Origin of the sequence: Lelliottia sp. JS-SCA-14, assembly GCF_035593345.1 — a bacterium.
Lineage (GTDB): Bacteria > Pseudomonadota > Gammaproteobacteria > Enterobacterales > Enterobacteriaceae > Enterobacter > Enterobacter wanjuensis.
Genome location: NZ_CP141606.1, coordinates 3334556 through 3350964, shown reverse-complemented (window position 1 = coordinate 3350964; position 16409 = coordinate 3334556). Strand labels below are relative to the sequence as shown.

The window sequence follows — 16409 nt, the reverse complement described above, 5'->3', positions numbered from 1 at the left end:
CTCCCTGCCGGATAATCTGGCCGGGAGCTGTTTCATTTCTGGAGTAAACCACCATGTCTGAAGGCTGGAATATTGCCGTACTGGGTGCCACTGGCGCTGTGGGCGAAGCCCTGCTCGAAACACTTGCGGAACGTCAGTTCCCGGTGGGAGAAGTTTATGCCCTGGCGCGCGCGGAAAGCGCCGGGACCTCCCTGCGCTACGAAGGTAAAACCGTTCGCGCGCAGGATGTTGCGGAGTTTGACTGGACGCAGGCCCAGCTGGCGTTCTTTGCGGCGGGTGCTGAAGCTTCAGCCGCTTACGCGGAAGAAGCGGCCAACGCCGGTTGTCTGGTGATCGATCTGAGCGGTCTCTTTTCGCTGGAGCCGGACGTGCCGCTGGTGGTGCCGGACGTTAACCCGTTTGTGCTCGCCGACTACCGCAACCGTAATATCATCGCTGTCCCGGACAGCCTGACCAGCCAGCTGCTGACGGCGCTGAAACCGCTGATCGACGACGGCGGCTTGTCACGTATTACCGTCACCAGCCTGCTCTCTGTCTCTGCGCAGGGTAAAAAAGCGGTCGATGCATTGGCAGGGCAGAGCGCGAAACTGCTGAACGGAATTCCGGTCGACGATGACGATTTCTTTGGTCGCCAGTTAGCTTTCAACTTGATGCCGATGCTGGCCGATCGCGAAGGCAGCGTGCGTGAAGAGCGCCGCATCGTCGATGAGACCCGCAAAATTCTGCAGGATGACGGTCTGATTATCTCCGCCACCTGCGTGCGTGCGCCGGTCTTCTATGGCCACGCGCAGATGGTGAACTTCGAAGCCCTGCGTCCGCTGGCGGCGGAAGAAGCGCGCTATGCGTTCGAGCGCGGCGAAGATATCTCTCTGAGCGAAGAGACCGATTTCCCAACTCAGGTTGGCGATGCGACAGGCAACGCGCGTCTCTCCGTGGGCTGCGTGCGTAACGACTACGGCATGCCTGAGCAGGTGCAGTTCTGGTCTGTGGCGGACAACGTACGTTTCGGCGGCGCGCTGATGGCGGTCAAAATCGCTGAGAAGCTGGTGCAGGAGTATCTGTAAGGATGTCTGAAGTGGAACACAAGCCAGTGCATAGAATTGCCCTCGGGATTGAGTACGACGGCAGCAAATATTATGGCTGGCAGCGTCAGAATGAAGTGCGCAGCGTCCAGGAAAAGCTGGAGAAAGCGCTCTCTCAGGTGGCGAACGAACCGATCGGTGTGCTGTGCGCCGGTCGTACCGATGCAGGCGTACACGGTACGGGCCAGGTGGTGCATTTCGAAACCACCGCGGTGCGTAAAGATGCGGCGTGGACACTGGGCGTAAATGCGAATTTGCCTGGTGACATCGCGGTGCGCTGGGTGAAAGATGTGCCGGATGATTTTCACGCGCGTTTCAGCGCCACGGCCCGTCGTTACCGCTACGTTATCTACAATCAGCGTCTGCGTCCGGCAGTGTTAAGCCAGGGCGTGACTCATTTTTATGAGCCGCTGGATGCCGATCGTATGCATCGTGCCGCGCAGCATCTGCTCGGTGAAAATGACTTTACCTCGTTTCGTGCGGTCCAGTGTCAGTCGCGCACGCCGTGGCGAAACGTGATGCACATTACCGTCAGTCGTTATGGCGCGTATGTGGTGGTGGATATCAAAGCCAATGCCTTTGTACATCATATGGTGCGGAATATTGTGGGCAGCCTGATGGAAGTAGGCGCCGGACACCAGCCGGAGAGCTGGATTGCAGAACTGCTGGCAGCGAAGGACAGAACGCTTGCGGCAGCAACGGCGAAGGCGGAAGGGCTGTATCTGGTCTCGGTAGATTATCCGGATCGCTTTGACCTTCCAAAACCGCCAATGGGCCCGCTATTTTTAGCGGACTAACGCAGTTGCAATTCAATTAAGGCTTAGACAATATGGACTTAATACGTTTTCTCATCGATTTCATCCTGCATATCGATGTTCATCTGGCGGAGCTGGTCGCGCAGTACGGCGTCTGGGTGTATGCCATTCTGTTCCTGATTTTGTTCTGTGAAACCGGCCTGGTCGTCACGCCGTTTTTGCCGGGCGATTCCCTGCTGTTTGTCGCGGGCGCGCTTTCTGCTTTGCCGACCAACGATCTCAACGTCCACCTGATGGTGGTGCTGATGATCGTTGCGGCTATTGTGGGCGATGCGGTGAACTACACTATTGGGCGGGTATTCGGTGAACGGCTGTTCAGTAATCCGAACTCGAAGATTTTCCGTCGCAGCTATTTAGACAAAACGCACGCGTTCTATGAACGTCATGGTGGCAAAACCATCATTCTGGCGCGTTTTGTGCCGATCGTCCGGACGTTTGCCCCCTTTGTGGCGGGAATGGGACATATGTCCTATCGTCACTTCGCGGCCTATAACGTGATTGGTGCGCTGCTGTGGGTGCTGCTGTTTACCTACGCGGGCTACCTGTTTGGCGATCTGCCAATCGTGCAGGAAAATCTTAAGTTACTGATTGTTGCCATTATTGTGCTCTCAATCCTGCCGGGCGTTGTCGAAATTATTCGTCATAAACGTGCGGCGGCAAAGCAAGCGAAGTAAGTACGCATTTGCGGTTCGACCACTTTTTTATCCAAAGTTTCGGGCTGTTATGTTTTAATGTGCAACATTCATGGTCTGTTTGTGGCAAAAATGGCATTATGCGCCGCTTACAGCAAAACTGGCATACGACCAGGTTCAGGCAGAAAGGTTATCAATGAGCTGGATTGAACGAATTAAAAGCAACATAGCCCCAACCCGTAAGGCGAGTATTCCTGAAGGGGTGTGGACCAAGTGTGACAGCTGCGGCCAGGTCTTGTACCGCGCTGAGCTGGAACGCAATCTTGAGGTGTGCCCGAAGTGTGACCACCACATGCGTATGTCGGCGCGTAATCGCCTGCATAGCCTGCTGGATGAAGGTTCCATGGTTGAACTGGGTAGCGAACTTGAGCCAAAAGATGTGCTGAAGTTCCGTGACTCCAAGAAATACAAAGACAGACTGGCTTCTGCTCAGAAAGAGACCGGCGAGAAAGACGCGCTGATCGTGATGAAAGGCACCCTGCACGAGATGCCGGTTGTCGCTGTGGCCTTTGAGTTCTCCTTTATGGGCGGCTCAATGGGTTCCGTCGTCGGTGCGCGTTTCATCCGTGCCGTTGAGCAGGCGCTGGAAGACAACTGCCCGCTGATCTGCTTCTCCGCCTCCGGCGGTGCACGTATGCAGGAAGCGCTGATGTCCCTGATGCAGATGGCGAAAACCTCTGCGGCACTGGGCAAAATGCAGGAACGCGGTCTGCCGTACATCTCCGTTCTGACCGACCCGACCATGGGCGGCGTATCGGCGAGTTTTGCGATGCTGGGCGATCTGAACATCGCTGAACCGAAAGCGCTGATCGGCTTTGCCGGTCCACGCGTTATCGAACAGACCGTGCGTGAGAAACTGCCGCCGGGCTTCCAGCGCAGTGAATTCCTGATCGAAAAAGGCGCTATCGACATGATCGTTCGCCGCCCGGAAATGCGCCTGAAACTGGCAAGCATCCTGGCGAAGCTGATGAATCTGCCGTCGCCAAGTCCGGACGAGCCGCGTGAAGGCGTGGTCGTGCCGCATCAGGAACCCGAAGCCTGATAACTCAAAAAGGGCAGGGCCAGACGGCGCTGCCCTTTTGCTTTCTAACCTAAAATGAAAGTGCGTATCATGGAAAAACAAATGATTCCCCAAGCCACGTCACCCCTGGTCACGTGGCTTTCTTATCTGGAAAATCTGCACAGTAAAACTATCGATATGGGACTGGATCGCGTGAGCCAGGTCGCTGCGCGTTTAGATGTCCTCAAGCCCGCGCCATTCGTCTTTACCGTAGCGGGAACCAACGGCAAAGGCACCACCTGCCGCACCCTCGAATCGATGCTGATGGCCGCCGGTTACAAGGTGGGCGTTTACAGCTCCCCGCATCTGGTGCGCTACACCGAGCGCGTGCGCGTGCAGAATACCGAGCTGCCGGAATCGGCGCACACCGCCTCTTTTGCGGAAATCGAAGCCGCGCGCGGTGAGATTTCGCTCTCCTATTTTGAGTACGGCACGCTCTCCGCCCTGTGGCTGTTCAAACAGGCGCAGCTGGACGTGGTGATCCTCGAAGTCGGTTTAGGCGGACGCCTGGACGCCACTAACATGGTCGATGCCGACGTCGCCGTAGTGACCAGCATCGCGCTAGATCACACGGACTGGCTGGGGCCAGACCGCGAAAGCATTGGTCGCGAAAAAGCGGGCGTTTTCCGCGCCAACAAACCTGCCGTGGTGGGTGAGCCGGATATGCCGCACACCATCGCCGATGTGGCGCAGGAGAAGGGGGCGCATCTGATGCGTCGCGGCGTTGACTGGCAGTATGAGGTGACGGCTGACGGCTGGCGCTTTAGCGACGCTCAGGGCGTGCTGGATAATCTGCCGTTGCCGCAGGTTCCGCAGCCGAACGCCGCTACCGCGCTGGCGGCCATTCGCGCCAGTGGACTGGCGGTGAGCGAACAGGCGATTCGTGACGGTATTCAGAATGCGCTTCTGCCGGGACGTTTTCAGATTGTCAGCGAGTCTCCGCGTTTGATCCTGGACGTGGCGCACAATCCCCATGCCGCGGCCTACCTCGCAGAACGACTCAAATCCCTGCCAAAAACCGGGCGAGTGCTGGCGGTTATCGGTATGCTTCATGATAAAGATATTGCTGGCACACTGGCCTGCATGGAGAGTGTCGTCGATTGCTGGTATTGTGCTCCACTGGAAGGCCCACGGGGCGCGTCTGCCGAACAGTTGATGGAACATCTCGCGCAGGGCGAAGCTTATGAAAACGTGGCGCTGGCATGGCACGCCGCGATGGCGGATGCTAAACCTGAAGATACCGTGCTGGTGTGTGGATCGTTTCACACCGTAGCGCATGTCATGGAAGTGATGGAGGCGGGGAGAACCGGTGGCAAGTAAGTTTCAGAACCGTTTAACAGGAACCATTGTGCTGGTTGCGCTGGGAGTGATTATTCTCCCGGGACTGCTCGACGGGCAGAAAAAACATTATCAGGATGAGTTCGCGGCGATCCCGCTGGTGCCGAAGCCCGGCGATCGCGACGAGCCCGACATGCTGCCTGCGGCCACGCAGGCGCTGCCTGCTCAGCCTCCGGAAGGGGCGGCAGAAGAGGTGCGTGCCGGTGATGCGGCGGCACCGTCGCTCGATCCCTCTCGTTTGACGGCAAGCAACACCGGTGAACTGGACCCTGTTCCGGAACCGGTCGTGCAGCCTAAGCCTGCCGCGAAACCGGCGGACAAACCCCAGCCGAAACCGCAGCGCGATAAAGCCAGCGAGCAGATTGCCGCTGCGGCAGAAGCGCCGCCGGAAAAACCGGTTCAGGAAGAGAAACCTGCGCCGACCGGGAAAGCGTACGTGGTGCAGCTTGGGGCGTTGAAAAATGCCGATAAAGTCAATGAAGTGGTGGGTAAACTCCGCGGGGCAGGGTATCGGGTTTACACTTCACCTTCGACGCCGGTACAGGGTAAAATTACCCGCATTCTGGTCGGCCCGGACGCCTCGAAAGATAAGCTGAAAGGATCGCTTGGCGAGCTGAAGCAGATCTCCGGGTTGAGCGGTGTGGTGATGAATTATAGCGCGAACTGATAGGCGCTAATCCCCCCTCACCCTAACCCTCTCCCCATAGGGGAGAGGGGACTGTTCGGTGCGGTCTTTTCTCCCTCGCCCCTTTGGGGAGAGGGCCGGGGTGAGGGGAAAATCGCGTGCGCCAGATTGCCAGATAAGGCAACAAGGCCGACGGCGTTGAGCATTTTTTCAGCGCCTTTTTTATTTACGCGCGGGAAGGAAATCCCTACGCAAACGTTTTCTTTTTCTGTTAGAATTCGCCCCGAACTGGATGACAGGGCGTTTAATCGTGGGACACATATGGTCTGGATTGATTACGCCATCATTGCGGTGATAGGTTTTTCCTGTCTGGTTAGCCTGATCCGTGGCTTTGTTCGTGAAGCGTTATCGCTGGTGACATGGGGTTGTGCTTTCTTTGTTGCCAGTCATTACTACACTTACCTGTCTGTCTGGTTCACGGGCTTTGAAGATGAACTGGTCCGAAATGGAATCGCCATCGCGGTGCTGTTTGTCGCGACGCTTCTCGTCGGCGCTATCGTGAACTACGTGATAGGTCAGCTGGTCGAGAAAACCGGTCTGTCAGGAACGGACAGGGTACTGGGGATCTGTTTTGGTGCGCTGCGAGGCGCGCTGATCGTGGCAGCGATTCTGTTCTTCCTTGATACCTTTACCGGGTTTTCAAAAAGCGAAGACTGGAGCAAGTCCCAGCTGATTCCACAGTTCAGCTTCATCATCAGATGGTTCTTTGACTATCTGCAAAGCTCGTCGAGTTTCTTGCCCAAAGTGTAATCACTTTGAGATGTGGCTTAACGAGGAAAAGACGAATGTGCGGTATTGTCGGTATCGCCGGTTTCATGCCGGTAAACCAGTCTATTTATGACGCGTTATCGGTGCTTCAGCACCGTGGCCAGGATGCAGCAGGCATCATTACCATTGATGCCAACAACTGTTTCCGTTTACGCAAAGCGAATGGCCTGGTCAACGATGTATTTGAAGCCCGCCATATGCAGCGCCTGCAGGGCAATATGGGGATTGGCCACGTTCGTTATCCTACTGCTGGCAGTTCCAGCGCCTCTGAAGCACAACCTTTCTACGTCAACTCTCCGTATGGCATCACGCTTGCCCACAATGGCAACCTGACCAACGCGCACGAGCTGCGTAAAAAGCTGTTCGAAGAGAAGCGTCGCCACATTAACACCACCTCTGATTCTGAAATCCTGCTCAATATCTTTGCCAGCGAGCTGGATAACTTCCGCCATTACCCGCTGGAAGCAGACAACATTTTTGCCGCCATTGCCGCGACTAACCGCCAGATCCGTGGCGCATATGCCTGCGTGGCGATGATTATCGGCCACGGTATGGTGGCGTTCCGCGATCCTAACGGCATCCGTCCGCTGGTGCTGGGTAAACGCGATCTGGGCGATGGCCGTACCGAGTACATGGTCGCCTCCGAAAGCGTGGCGCTGGATACCCTGGGCTTTGAGTTCCTGCGCGACGTCGCACCGGGCGAAGCTGTCTACATCACTGAAAAAGGCCAGCTGTTTACCCGCCAGTGCGCGGAAAACCCGGTCAGCAATCCGTGCCTGTTCGAATATGTGTACTTCGCCCGTCCGGACTCGTTCATCGACAAGATTTCCGTGTACAGCGCGCGTGTGAACATGGGCACCAAGCTCGGTGAGAAGATTGCCCGTGAGTGGGACGATCTGGATATCGACGTGGTCATCCCGATCCCGGAAACCTCCTGCGATATCGCCCTGGAAATGGCGCGAATCCTGGGTAAACCGTACCGTCAGGGCTTCGTTAAGAACCGCTACGTGGGCCGCACCTTTATCATGCCGGGCCAGCAGCTGCGTCGTAAGTCCGTGCGTCGTAAGCTCAACGCCAACCGCGCTGAGTTCCGCGATAAGAACGTGCTGCTGGTGGACGACTCCATTGTGCGCGGCACCACGTCTGAGCAGATCATCGAGATGGCGCGTGAAGCGGGTGCGAAGAAGGTCTATCTGGCCTCTGCTGCGCCGGAAATTCGCTTCCCGAACGTCTACGGCATCGACATGCCGACCGCCAACGAGCTGATTGCTCACGGTCGCGAAGTGGATGAGATTCGCCAGATCATCGGCGCTGACGGCCTGATTTTCCAGGACCTGAGCGATCTGATTGACGCCGTACGCGCCGAGAACCCGGATATTCAGCAGTTTGAGTGCTCGGTCTTCAACGGTATTTACGTGACTAAAGACGTTGATCAGCAGTATCTTGACTATCTCGACTCGCTGCGCAACGACGATGCGAAAGCCGTGCAGATGCAAAACGATCTCGAAAGCTTAGAGATGCACAACGAAGGCTAAGTCTTCGGCAAGTGAGGGCGGGCGCCCTCACTTGCAACTCCCCGCAAAATCCTGCACAGTCTGCCCGAGATGCAAGTAAGGGCGAAATCATGAAACAACTCATTGTAGGGATCTCCGGTGCCAGCGGTGCCATTTACGGCGTACGACTGCTGGAAGTACTGCGCGACGTGGCGGATGTCCAGACCCATCTGGTGATGAGCCAGGCGGCGCGTCAGACCCTCTCCCTCGAAACCGATTTTTCCCTGCGCGACGTTCAGGCCCTGGCCGACGTGGTGCACGATGCCCGCGATATCGCCGCCAGCATCTCTTCAGGCTCGTTTAAAACTGCTGGCATGGTTATCCTGCCGTGCTCCATCAAAACGCTCTCTGGCATCGTGAACAGCTATACGGACACGCTGGTGACGCGCGCCGCCGACGTGGTGCTGAAAGAGCGCCGCACCCTGGTGCTCTGCGTGCGTGAAACGCCGCTGCATCTCGGCCATTTGCGCCTGATGACCCAGGCGGCGGAGCTGGGCGCGGTGATTATGCCGCCGGTGCCGGCGTTTTATCATCGCCCGCAAACGCTGGACGACGTGATCAACCAGACGGTCAATCGCGTACTGGATCAGTTTGACATCGACCTGCCGGAAGATCTCTTCGCCCGCTGGCAGGGCGCATAACCCGTTGCCCGTTTTGGGTGCATGATAAGCCTGGTTGCCCCGTTGCGGGGCAATTATGCAACCGCGATCATATCCTCGACATTTAATTCGTTTTTTCCCTTTCTCCCTCTCCGGTTCGTTTGGCAGACCTGCTATCTTTCCTTATTAAGGCAATATCGCAACGTTTTATTAACATATTTAACGTCGAATTTTTGACCCGTCGGCAATATGGCATAAGACCTGCAAGAGAACGCCTGTTACACAACACACAACATAAACCATAAGAAAATCACGACACTTGAGGGTAAATGTATGAAGAAGACGGTTCTGGCTCTGTCTCTGCTGGTGGGATTAAGTGCGGCAGCGAGCAGCTATGCGGCACTTCCTCAGACAGTGCGTATCGGTACTGACGCCACTTACGCGCCATTCTCGTCCAAGGATGCGAAAGGCGACTTCGTCGGCTTTGATATCGATCTGGGAAATGAAATGTGCAAGCGCATGCAGGTGAAATGCACATGGGTGGGCAGCGATTTTGATGCGTTAATCCCGTCGCTGAAAGCCAAGAAAATCGATGCCATTATCTCTTCACTCTCCATTACTGAAAAACGTCAGCAGGAGATTGCCTTCTCTGACAAGCTCTACGCGGCGGACTCCCGTCTGATCGCGGCAAAAGGCTCCCCAATCCAGCCAACGATCGAATCGCTGAAAGGCAAACACGTTGGCGTGCTGCAGGGCTCCACGCAGGAAGGTTTTGCTAACGCCGACTGGCGCGAAAAAGGCGTCGATGTGGTCGCGTACCAGAACCAGGATCTGATCTATTCTGACCTCGCGGCAGGGCGTCTGGATGCGGCATTCCAGGACGAAGTGGCGGCGAGCGAAGGCTTCCTGAAACAGCCTGCGGGTAAAGAGTTCGCCTTTGCCGGTCCGTCGGTGAAAGACAAAAAGTACTTCGGTGACGGCACCGGGATTGGCCTGCGTAAAGACGACAAAGAGCTGAAAGCGGCCTTTGACAAAGCCTTTGCTGAACTGCGCAAAGATGGTACCTACGACAAACTGGCGAAGAAATATTTCGACTTCAACGTATACGGTGATTAATCGTCACTGACGGGGCATTCGGATGTGTTGGATCCAAAATGGTGCAAAAAGCGCACCATTTTGGGTCGTCAAGTGCATAGTTAAGCACTTATGATGCAAAAATTTCCATCTGGCGGGCATTATACTTTGCCTTGCTAAGGGGATTAATGGCACATTAACGACACTCCCCCGTCGTAAAATCCCGTAAGAAGACAGTCTGTTGAGGATAAACATGAAAAAACTGGTGTTGTCGCTTTCTCTGGTGCTGGCCTTTTCCAGCGCTACCGCTGCTTTTGCCGCCATTCCGCAAAAAGTGCGTATCGGTACCGATCCGACTTATGCCCCGTTTGAATCGAAGAATTCGAAAGGTGAACTGGTTGGTTTTGACATCGATATCGCCAACGAGCTGTGCAAACGCATCAAAACGCAATGTACCTACGTTGAAAACCCGCTGGATGCGCTGATCCCCTCGCTGAAAGCCAAAAAAATCGACGTGATTATGTCCTCCCTCTCCATCACCGAAAAACGCCAGCAGGAGATTGCCTTCACCGACAAACTCTATGCCGCGGATTCGCGTCTGGTGGTGGCTAAGTCTTCTGACATTCAGCCAACGCTGGAGTCCCTGAAAGGCAAACGCGTCGGCGTGCTGCAGGGCACCACCCAGGAAACCTACGGCAATGAACACTGGGCACCAAAAGGGATTGAAATCGTCTCTTATCAGGGCCAGGAAAACATCTACGCTGACCTGACTGCAGGCCGTATTGACGCTGCGTTCCAGGATGAAGTGGCTGCCAGCGAAGGTTTCCTCAAGCAGCCGGTTGGGAAAGATTATAAGTTCGGCGGTCCGTCCATCAAGGACGAGAAACTCTTTGGCGTCGGCACCGGCATGGGCCTGCGTAAAGAGGACAACGAACTGCGTGAAGCACTGAACAAAGCCTTTGCCGAAATGCGTGCAGACGGCACTTACGAAAAACTGGCGAAGAAATACTTCGACTTTGATGTCTACGGCGGCTAATCGCCCCGTTATATAACGTGCGGCCCCTCCCGCGTTTCGGGAGGGGAAAAGACACGGTGTGACCACTCACGACAGGGCAGGCCTTATGCTGTACGGATTTTCTGGCGTTATTTTACAAGGCGCGCTCGTCACTCTTGAACTGGCCCTCAGTTCAGTGGTGCTGGCGGTGCTGATAGGCCTGGCGGGTGCGGGAGCGAAACTCTCAAGTAATCGGGTACTGGCGCTGATTTTTGAAGGCTACACCACGCTGATTCGCGGTGTACCCGATCTGGTGCTGATGCTGCTCATTTTCTACGGTCTGCAAATCGCGCTCAACAGCGTGACGGATGCCGTAGGCATGTCGCAAATTGATATCGACCCGATGGTGGCCGGTATTATCACCCTCGGCTTTATCTACGGCGCCTATTTCACGGAAACCTTCCGTGGCGCGTACATGGCCGTACCCAAAGGCCACATCGAGGCGGCCACCGCCTTCGGTTTTACCTCCTCACAAATCTTTCGTCGGATTATGTTCCCGGCCATGATGCGTTTTGCCTTACCGGGCATCGGCAACAACTGGCAGGTGATCCTTAAAGCGACGGCGCTGGTTTCCCTCCTCGGGCTGGAAGATGTGGTGAAAGCCACGCAGCTTGCGGGCAAGAGCACCTGGGAACCCTTCTATTTTGCCGTGGTGTGCGGCGTGATTTATCTGGTGTTTACTACCGTCTCCAATGGTGTGCTGCTTCTTCTCGAACGTCGCTACTCCGTGGGTGTGAAGAGGGCTGACCTGTGATTGAGATTATTCAGGAATACTGGAAATCGCTGCTGTGGACCGATGGCTATCGCTTTACCGGCGTGGCGATCACCCTGTGGCTGCTGATTTCGTCCGTGGTGATGGGCGGGATTCTGGCGGTGTTTTTGTCCATTGGCCGGGTGTCGGAAAATAAATACATTCGCTTCCCGATCTGGCTGTTCACCTATGTGTTTCGCGGTACGCCGCTGTACGTTCAGCTGCTGGTCTTTTACTCCGGGATGTATACGCTGGAGATCGTCAAAGGCACCGAAATGCTCAACGCGTTCTTTCGCAGCGGCCTGAACTGTACCGTGCTGGCGCTGACGCTGAACACCTGCGCTTACACCACCGAGATTTTCGCCGGGGCCATTCGCTCTGTGCCGTACGGTGAGATTGAAGCAGCGCGTGCCTACGGTTTCTCGTCAGTGAAACTCTATCGCTGCATTATTATGCCATCGGCGCTGCGTATCGCCCTTCCGGCGTACAGCAACGAAGTGATTCTGATGCTGCACTCCACCGCGCTGGCGTTTACCGCCACCGTGCCGGATCTGCTGAAAATCGCGCGTGATATTAACTCGGCGACTTACCAGCCCTTTACCGCCTTCGGCATCGCCGCGGTGCTGTATTTGATCATTTCGTACGTCCTGATTAGCCTGTTCCGTAAGGCAGAAAAACGCTGGTTGCAGCACATGAAACCTACTTCGACGCACTGAGAAAACGATGTCTGAAAATAAATTAAACGTTATCGATCTGCACAAACGCTACGGCGAACATGAAGTGCTGAAAGGGGTATCGCTCACGGCGAATGCGGGCGATGTGATCAGTATTATCGGCTCATCCGGTTCGGGAAAAAGTACCTTCCTGCGCTGCATTAACTTCCTCGAAAAACCGAGCGAAGGCTCGATTATCGTCAGCGGGCAGAATATCAATCTGGTGCGCGACAAAGACGGGCAGCTGAAAGTGGCGGATAAAAATCAGCTGCGCCTGCTGCGCACGCGCCTGACGATGGTCTTCCAGCACTTTAACCTCTGGAGCCACATGACGGTGCTGGAGAACGTGATGGAAGCACCGATTCAGGTTCTCGGCTTAAGCAAACAGGAAGCGCGTGAGCGCGCGGTGAAATACCTGGCGAAAGTGGGGATCGACGAGCGCCAGCAGATTAAATATCCGGTGCATCTGTCCGGCGGTCAGCAGCAGCGCGTCTCTATCGCCCGTGCGCTGGCGATGGAGCCGGAAGTGCTGCTGTTTGATGAGCCGACTTCCGCGCTCGACCCTGAGCTGGTGGGCGAAGTGCTGCGCATTATGCAGAAGCTCGCCGAAGAGGGGAAAACGATGGTGGTGGTGACGCACGAGATGGGCTTCGCCCGTAACGTCTCTAACCACGTGATCTTCCTGCATCAGGGCGTCATCGAAGAGCAGGGGCATCCGGACGAGGTGCTGGCGAACCCGAAAAGCCCGCGTCTGCAGCAGTTCCTGAAAGGTTCGCTCAAGTAGTTTTGTCGCCCGGTGGCGCTGCGCTTACCGGGCCTACGAGTTATGTAGGCCGGGCAAACGCAGTGCCGCCCGCACCACACTCCAGCCGATACACCCAGTCGTCATACCGAACGCCATCGATCTCATAGGCCTGTTCCAGCACCTGAGTGCGCACAAAACCCATCTTCTCCAGCACCCGCACGGAACCGGCGTTATCTGCCAGCACGTAAGCATTGATCGCTTTCACGCCCGTCTGAGTGAATGCATAGTCGCACACCGCGCGCAGCGCCTCGCTGGCAATGCCTTTGCCCTGCGCCTGCGGGATTACCGTGTAGCCGATATCCGCCTCTTCCCGATACTTCGCACTGATTTGCAGGCCGATATCGCCGAGCGGCGTGTCCTCATGACGGGAGCGGATCACGAAGGTATGCGGTGCTGCGAGGCGGATGGCGAACAAGCGTCGCGTCTCTTTTTCAGGGGCAATGGCCGCCATATAGCGCATGATGGCGCGGTCTTCGCGCAGCGAGCGGAAGAACGCCCAGTCGGAGGGTTTGAACGGGGAAAGCTGAAGTCGGGGAGTGGTGATTGTCGCCATAGTGTCGCCATTCTGGGGAGTCTGACGTACGACTCTACCATAAGCGACACGGCAGATTTAACCCACCACATCTCCCAGGGCTTCTTCTAAATCATACCAGCGGAAGGCAAACCCTGACGCCTCCAGCCGTTTTGGCAGGGCGCGCTGCCCCCCCAGCACCAGCACCGACGATTCGCCCATCATCAGGCGAATGGCGGTGGCAGGGGCGCGCAGAACCGCCGGGCGTTTCAGGGCGTGGCCCAGCGCATGGGCGAACTGTTCGTTACGCACAGGATAGGGCGAAACCATATTGAACGGGCCGCGCAGATCGTTATCCAGCAGCCACAGAATACCGTTGACCATATCGTCGATGTGGATCCACGCCAGATACTGACGACCGCTGCCCATCGGGCCGCCGAGACCGAGTTTAAACACCGGCAACATCTTCGCCAGAATGCCACCTTTCGGCGCCAGCACCACGCCGGTTCGCAGCAGGCAGACGCGGGTCGTGTCGCTTTGCGCGCCGCAGGCGATTTGCTCCCAGCGCGCGCAGAGTTTGTGGGTGAATTCGTTGTGCGGCGGTTCTTCTTCGGTGACGACCACTTCCCCGAGATCGCCGTAATACCCGGCCGCCGAGCCGGAAATCAGTACCGACGGCGGGGTAGTGCTGGCGTGGAACAGATCGACCAGCTTTTGCGTGATGTTCCAGCGGCTGTCGCACAGCCGCTGTTTTTGCTCTTCGGTCCAGCGTTTGTCGGCGATAGGCTCGCCTGCGAGGTTGATGACGGCGTCGAAGCCGTCCAGATTCTGATGCTCAGCGAGACCCTTCCAGATGCCAACGTCTTTTCCCAGCACCTGACGGGCTTTCTCTGCATTGCGCGTCACCACGGTAATCTCGTGATGCAGCACCTGCAGACGCGAAATGAGATGACGACCAATCAGGCCTGTACCGCCAGTCACCAGAATCTTCATACTACCTCCGGGATTGCGCTTAGCGTTGCCAGCTCAGGGTCATGGAGACCGAGTCGGCGTAACGCAGCGCGTGAAGTTTATCGATTTCCACTTCAGCATAAGTGACCCAGTGATGTTCGCGTGCGATGTCGAGCACATCCTGAGTTAATTTTTCCAGCAATGAGAAGCGGTTATTCTCCACGTACTTAATGATGCTCTTGGTGATGGTGCGATAGTTCAGGGCATCGTTGATATCTTCGCTGGCGCGCGCTTTCTCGGCCGGGTAGTGGATCACCACGTTAATCACGATGTCCTGACGATTTTCGATCTCTTCAGGTTTAATGCCGATATAAGTGCGTAAGCGTAAGTTTTTTATACGAATAATAGCGTCATGCTGTGACATTGCAGGCTTCCTCTGTTTGTTATTCAGATCATAATACATGAGGATTTTCGGCGCGCCCAACGGGGCGGGCGCTTAAATTTGTTGCGCCTTCTGCATCGCGCGTTCTGTCGCCGGGCGATTGCGAATTCGCTCGAACCAATTGTTCACGGCGGGATAAGTCGCAAGGTCGATTCGCTGGCGCACGTGGGCGTTGATCCACGGCCAGCAGGCAATATCGGCGATGCTGTAATGGTCCCCGCCCAGCCACGGAGATTTTTCCAGCCGCTTGTTCATCACGCCGTAAAGCCGCTGTGTCTCCACCTGATAGCGTTCGATAGCATAAGGAATCGGCTGCGGGGCGAAGTGGTTGAAGTGATGGTTTTGCCCGAGGCTGGGGCCAAGCCCGCTCGACTGCCAGAACAGCCACTGCAGCGTATGGTGGCGCTCGCGCAGTTCGCCGCTCAGCAGTTTCCCGGTTTTCTCCGCCAGATAGAGCAGGATCTCGCCGGATTCAAACAGACTCAGCGGCCTGCCGCCGTCCGCCGGAGCGTGATCGACAATCGCGGGGATTTTATTGTTGGGCGAGATGGCGAGAAAATCAGGCCGGAACTGATCGCCCTTGCTGATATCCACTTTGATAATGCGATAATCCAGCTGCGTCTCTTCCAGAAATAACGTGATCTTGTGTCCGTTGGGGGTCGGGGCAAAATAGAGGTCTATCATCTCAACTCCTGTCCTTACATTATTTCATGCCATAAAAACGAGTATAGGCGCTGCGCATAAATCGTGAGTTTTCATCAAGTGACAGGAACGCAAAGAGATTATATGTTGGATGAAAACCGATCAGCCGATGAGGATGTTATGAGCCAACCTGCGATTACCCTGTGGTCCGATGCCAACTTTTTCTCGCCTTATGTGATGAGTGTGTATATCGCGCTGGCGGAGAAGGGGCTGACGTTTAACCTCAAAACCGTTGACCTGGATCGCGGCGATCACCTCAAACCGCAGTGGCAGGGTTATGCGCTGACGCGTCGCGTGCCGGTGCTGGAAATTGACGGGTTTGAGCTCAGCGAATCCTCGGCGATCGATGAATACCTGGAAGATCGCTTTGCGCCGCCGGAGTGGGAGCGCATCTATCCTCACGATCTGCAAAAGCGCGCGCGGGCACGGCAGATCCAGGCGTGGCTCAGGAGCGATCTGGGGCCGATTCGCGAACAGCGGTCGACGGATGTGATTTTCGGCGGGGCGAAAAAGCCTGCGCTCAACGACGCGGGCGCGGCGAGCGCCAGCAAACTCTTCGAAACGGCGGCGAAACTGCTGGAACACGGCAACCCGAATCTGTTTGGTGAATGGTGCATCGCCGATGCCGATCTGGCGTTGATGCTCAACCGCCTGGTGCTGAATGGCGACGAGGTGCCACAAGCGCTGGCCGATTACGCTTCATTCCAGTGGCAGCGCGCCTCCGTGCAGCGTTTTGTGGCGCTCTCCGCAAAGCGCGCAGGCTGATAAACCCCGTGGGTTCAGGTATCATAGGGCAGTGATCATTTGAAAGGAG

The 16409-nt window shown here is 56.1% G+C and carries 19 protein-coding genes; 15 read left to right on the top strand and 4 right to left on the bottom strand.

Annotated elements, in window-relative coordinates; genetic code table 11:
• Window positions 1–53: 53 nt before the first annotated feature.
• The 14 genes from U9O48_RS15630 to hisP all read left to right on the top strand — a co-directional run bounded on the left by U9O48_RS15630 (window position 54) and on the right by hisP (window position 12968).
• A complete protein-coding gene (locus U9O48_RS15630) occupies window positions 54–1064 on the top strand; it encodes an aspartate-semialdehyde dehydrogenase (RefSeq protein ID WP_285149244.1) in 1011 nt (336 codons plus the stop codon).
• A gap of 2 nt (window positions 1065–1066) precedes the next feature.
• Entirely contained in the window at window positions 1067–1879 is an 813-nt protein-coding gene (gene truA / locus U9O48_RS15625; RefSeq protein WP_282493675.1) for a tRNA pseudouridine(38-40) synthase TruA, read from the top strand.
• A 32-nt stretch (window positions 1880–1911) separates the two neighbouring features.
• Window positions 1912–2571, top strand: a complete 660-nt coding sequence (locus tag U9O48_RS15620) for a DedA family protein (RefSeq protein WP_324722771.1) — start codon at window positions 1912–1914, stop codon at window positions 2569–2571.
• Window positions 2572–2725: 154 nt separating this feature from the next.
• The gene (accD, locus tag U9O48_RS15615; protein ID WP_282493673.1) at window positions 2726–3631 is read left to right on the top strand and encodes an acetyl-CoA carboxylase, carboxyltransferase subunit beta; all 906 of its coding nucleotides are present in this window, start codon (window positions 2726–2728) and stop codon (window positions 3629–3631) included.
• Window positions 3632–3700: 69 nt separating this feature from the next.
• Window positions 3701–4969, top strand: coding sequence for a bifunctional tetrahydrofolate synthase/dihydrofolate synthase (folC, locus tag U9O48_RS15610; RefSeq protein ID WP_324722770.1), 1269 nt, complete (start codon window positions 3701–3703; stop codon window positions 4967–4969).
• Entirely contained in the window at window positions 4959–5654 is a 696-nt protein-coding gene (gene dedD / locus U9O48_RS15605; RefSeq protein WP_282493671.1) for a cell division protein DedD, read from the top strand. Before folC ends, dedD begins: the two co-directional genes overlap by 11 nt.
• Before the next feature lie 279 nt (window positions 5655–5933).
• Window positions 5934–6422 (top strand): colicin V production protein, encoded by a 489-nt coding sequence (gene cvpA, locus U9O48_RS15600; protein WP_282493670.1) that lies wholly within the window; start codon window positions 5934–5936, stop codon window positions 6420–6422.
• Between the two features lie 35 nt (window positions 6423–6457).
• Entirely contained in the window at window positions 6458–7975 is a 1518-nt protein-coding gene (gene purF / locus U9O48_RS15595) for an amidophosphoribosyltransferase (RefSeq protein WP_100779425.1), read from the top strand.
• A gap of 89 nt (window positions 7976–8064) precedes the next feature.
• A complete protein-coding gene (locus U9O48_RS15590) occupies window positions 8065–8634 on the top strand; it encodes a UbiX family flavin prenyltransferase (protein WP_282493669.1) in 570 nt (189 codons plus the stop codon).
• A 291-nt stretch (window positions 8635–8925) separates the two neighbouring features.
• Window positions 8926–9708: a lysine/arginine/ornithine ABC transporter substrate-binding protein ArgT gene (gene argT / locus U9O48_RS15585; protein WP_095282776.1), complete on the top strand. Its 783-nt coding sequence runs from the start codon at window positions 8926–8928 to the stop codon at window positions 9706–9708.
• Window positions 9709–9919: 211 nt separating this feature from the next.
• The gene (gene hisJ, locus U9O48_RS15580) at window positions 9920–10702 is read left to right on the top strand and encodes a histidine ABC transporter substrate-binding protein HisJ (RefSeq protein WP_095282775.1); all 783 of its coding nucleotides are present in this window, start codon (window positions 9920–9922) and stop codon (window positions 10700–10702) included.
• Window positions 10703–10787: 85 nt separating this feature from the next.
• On the top strand, window positions 10788–11474 hold the full coding sequence (locus tag U9O48_RS15575; protein WP_285146793.1) for a histidine ABC transporter permease HisQ: 687 nt from the start codon (window positions 10788–10790) through the stop codon (window positions 11472–11474).
• On the top strand, window positions 11471–12187 hold the full coding sequence (locus U9O48_RS15570) for an ABC transporter permease (RefSeq protein WP_282493667.1): 717 nt from the start codon (window positions 11471–11473) through the stop codon (window positions 12185–12187). The genes U9O48_RS15575 and U9O48_RS15570 overlap by 4 nt, the downstream gene beginning before the upstream one ends.
• Before the next feature lie 7 nt (window positions 12188–12194).
• Window positions 12195–12968 carry a histidine ABC transporter ATP-binding protein HisP gene (gene hisP / locus U9O48_RS15565; protein WP_095282772.1) on the top strand — a complete coding sequence of 258 codons (774 nt, stop codon included), beginning with the start codon at window positions 12195–12197 and terminating at the stop codon, window positions 12966–12968.
• 40 nt (window positions 12969–13008) lie between these two features.
• On the opposite strand, the gene U9O48_RS15560 is transcribed toward hisP, so the two are convergent.
• The 4 genes from U9O48_RS15560 to yfcG form a co-directional block, all read right to left on the bottom strand.
• Window positions 13009–13542, bottom strand: coding sequence for a GNAT family N-acetyltransferase (locus tag U9O48_RS15560; protein WP_285149247.1), 534 nt, complete (start codon window positions 13540–13542; stop codon window positions 13009–13011).
• Window positions 13543–13599: 57 nt separating this feature from the next.
• Window positions 13600–14493 carry a TIGR01777 family oxidoreductase gene (locus tag U9O48_RS15555; RefSeq protein ID WP_285149248.1) on the bottom strand — a complete coding sequence of 298 codons (894 nt, stop codon included), beginning with the start codon at window positions 14491–14493 and terminating at the stop codon, window positions 13600–13602.
• A gap of 19 nt (window positions 14494–14512) precedes the next feature.
• Window positions 14513–14875, bottom strand: a complete 363-nt coding sequence (gene folX / locus U9O48_RS15550) for a dihydroneopterin triphosphate 2'-epimerase (RefSeq protein ID WP_285146790.1) — start codon at window positions 14873–14875, stop codon at window positions 14513–14515.
• A 72-nt stretch (window positions 14876–14947) separates the two neighbouring features.
• Complete coding sequence (gene yfcG, locus U9O48_RS15545; protein ID WP_285146789.1) at window positions 14948–15577, bottom strand: GSH-dependent disulfide bond oxidoreductase; 630 nt, start codon at window positions 15575–15577, stop codon at window positions 14948–14950.
• A gap of 138 nt (window positions 15578–15715) precedes the next feature.
• Between yfcG and yfcF the strand changes: the two genes are divergently transcribed.
• Complete coding sequence (gene yfcF, locus U9O48_RS15540; protein ID WP_285149249.1) at window positions 15716–16360, top strand: glutathione transferase; 645 nt, start codon at window positions 15716–15718, stop codon at window positions 16358–16360.
• Window positions 16361–16409: the final 49 nt, after the last annotated feature.

What these genes read in the sequence shown, in the direction of transcription:
- U9O48_RS15630 (WP_285149244.1), top strand. Translation starts at nt 54, where the DNA reads ATGTCTGAAGGCTGGAATATTGCCGTACTGGGTGCCACTGGCGCTGTG.
- truA (WP_282493675.1), top strand. Translation starts at nt 1,067, where the DNA reads ATGTCTGAAGTGGAACACAAGCCAGTGCATAGAATTGCCCTCGGGATT.
- U9O48_RS15620 (WP_324722771.1), top strand. Translation starts at nt 1,912, where the DNA reads ATGGACTTAATACGTTTTCTCATCGATTTCATCCTGCATATCGATGTT.
- accD (WP_282493673.1), top strand. Translation starts at nt 2,726, where the DNA reads ATGAGCTGGATTGAACGAATTAAAAGCAACATAGCCCCAACCCGTAAG.
- folC (WP_324722770.1), top strand. Translation starts at nt 3,701, where the DNA reads ATGGAAAAACAAATGATTCCCCAAGCCACGTCACCCCTGGTCACGTGG.
- cvpA (WP_282493670.1), top strand. Translation starts at nt 5,934, where the DNA reads ATGGTCTGGATTGATTACGCCATCATTGCGGTGATAGGTTTTTCCTGT.
- purF (WP_100779425.1), top strand. Translation starts at nt 6,458, where the DNA reads ATGTGCGGTATTGTCGGTATCGCCGGTTTCATGCCGGTAAACCAGTCT.
- U9O48_RS15590 (WP_282493669.1), top strand. Translation starts at nt 8,065, where the DNA reads ATGAAACAACTCATTGTAGGGATCTCCGGTGCCAGCGGTGCCATTTAC.
- argT (WP_095282776.1), top strand. Translation starts at nt 8,926, where the DNA reads ATGAAGAAGACGGTTCTGGCTCTGTCTCTGCTGGTGGGATTAAGTGCG.
- hisJ (WP_095282775.1), top strand. Translation starts at nt 9,920, where the DNA reads ATGAAAAAACTGGTGTTGTCGCTTTCTCTGGTGCTGGCCTTTTCCAGC.
- U9O48_RS15575 (WP_285146793.1), top strand. Translation starts at nt 10,788, where the DNA reads ATGCTGTACGGATTTTCTGGCGTTATTTTACAAGGCGCGCTCGTCACT.
- hisP (WP_095282772.1), top strand. Translation starts at nt 12,195, where the DNA reads ATGTCTGAAAATAAATTAAACGTTATCGATCTGCACAAACGCTACGGC.
- U9O48_RS15560 (WP_285149247.1), bottom strand. Translation starts at nt 13,542, where the DNA reads ATGGCGACAATCACCACTCCCCGACTTCAGCTTTCCCCGTTCAAACCC.
- U9O48_RS15555 (WP_285149248.1), bottom strand. Translation starts at nt 14,493, where the DNA reads ATGAAGATTCTGGTGACTGGCGGTACAGGCCTGATTGGTCGTCATCTC.
- folX (WP_285146790.1), bottom strand. Translation starts at nt 14,875, where the DNA reads ATGTCACAGCATGACGCTATTATTCGTATAAAAAACTTACGCTTACGC.
- yfcG (WP_285146789.1), bottom strand. Translation starts at nt 15,577, where the DNA reads ATGATAGACCTCTATTTTGCCCCGACCCCCAACGGACACAAGATCACG.
- yfcF (WP_285149249.1), top strand. Translation starts at nt 15,716, where the DNA reads ATGAGCCAACCTGCGATTACCCTGTGGTCCGATGCCAACTTTTTCTCG.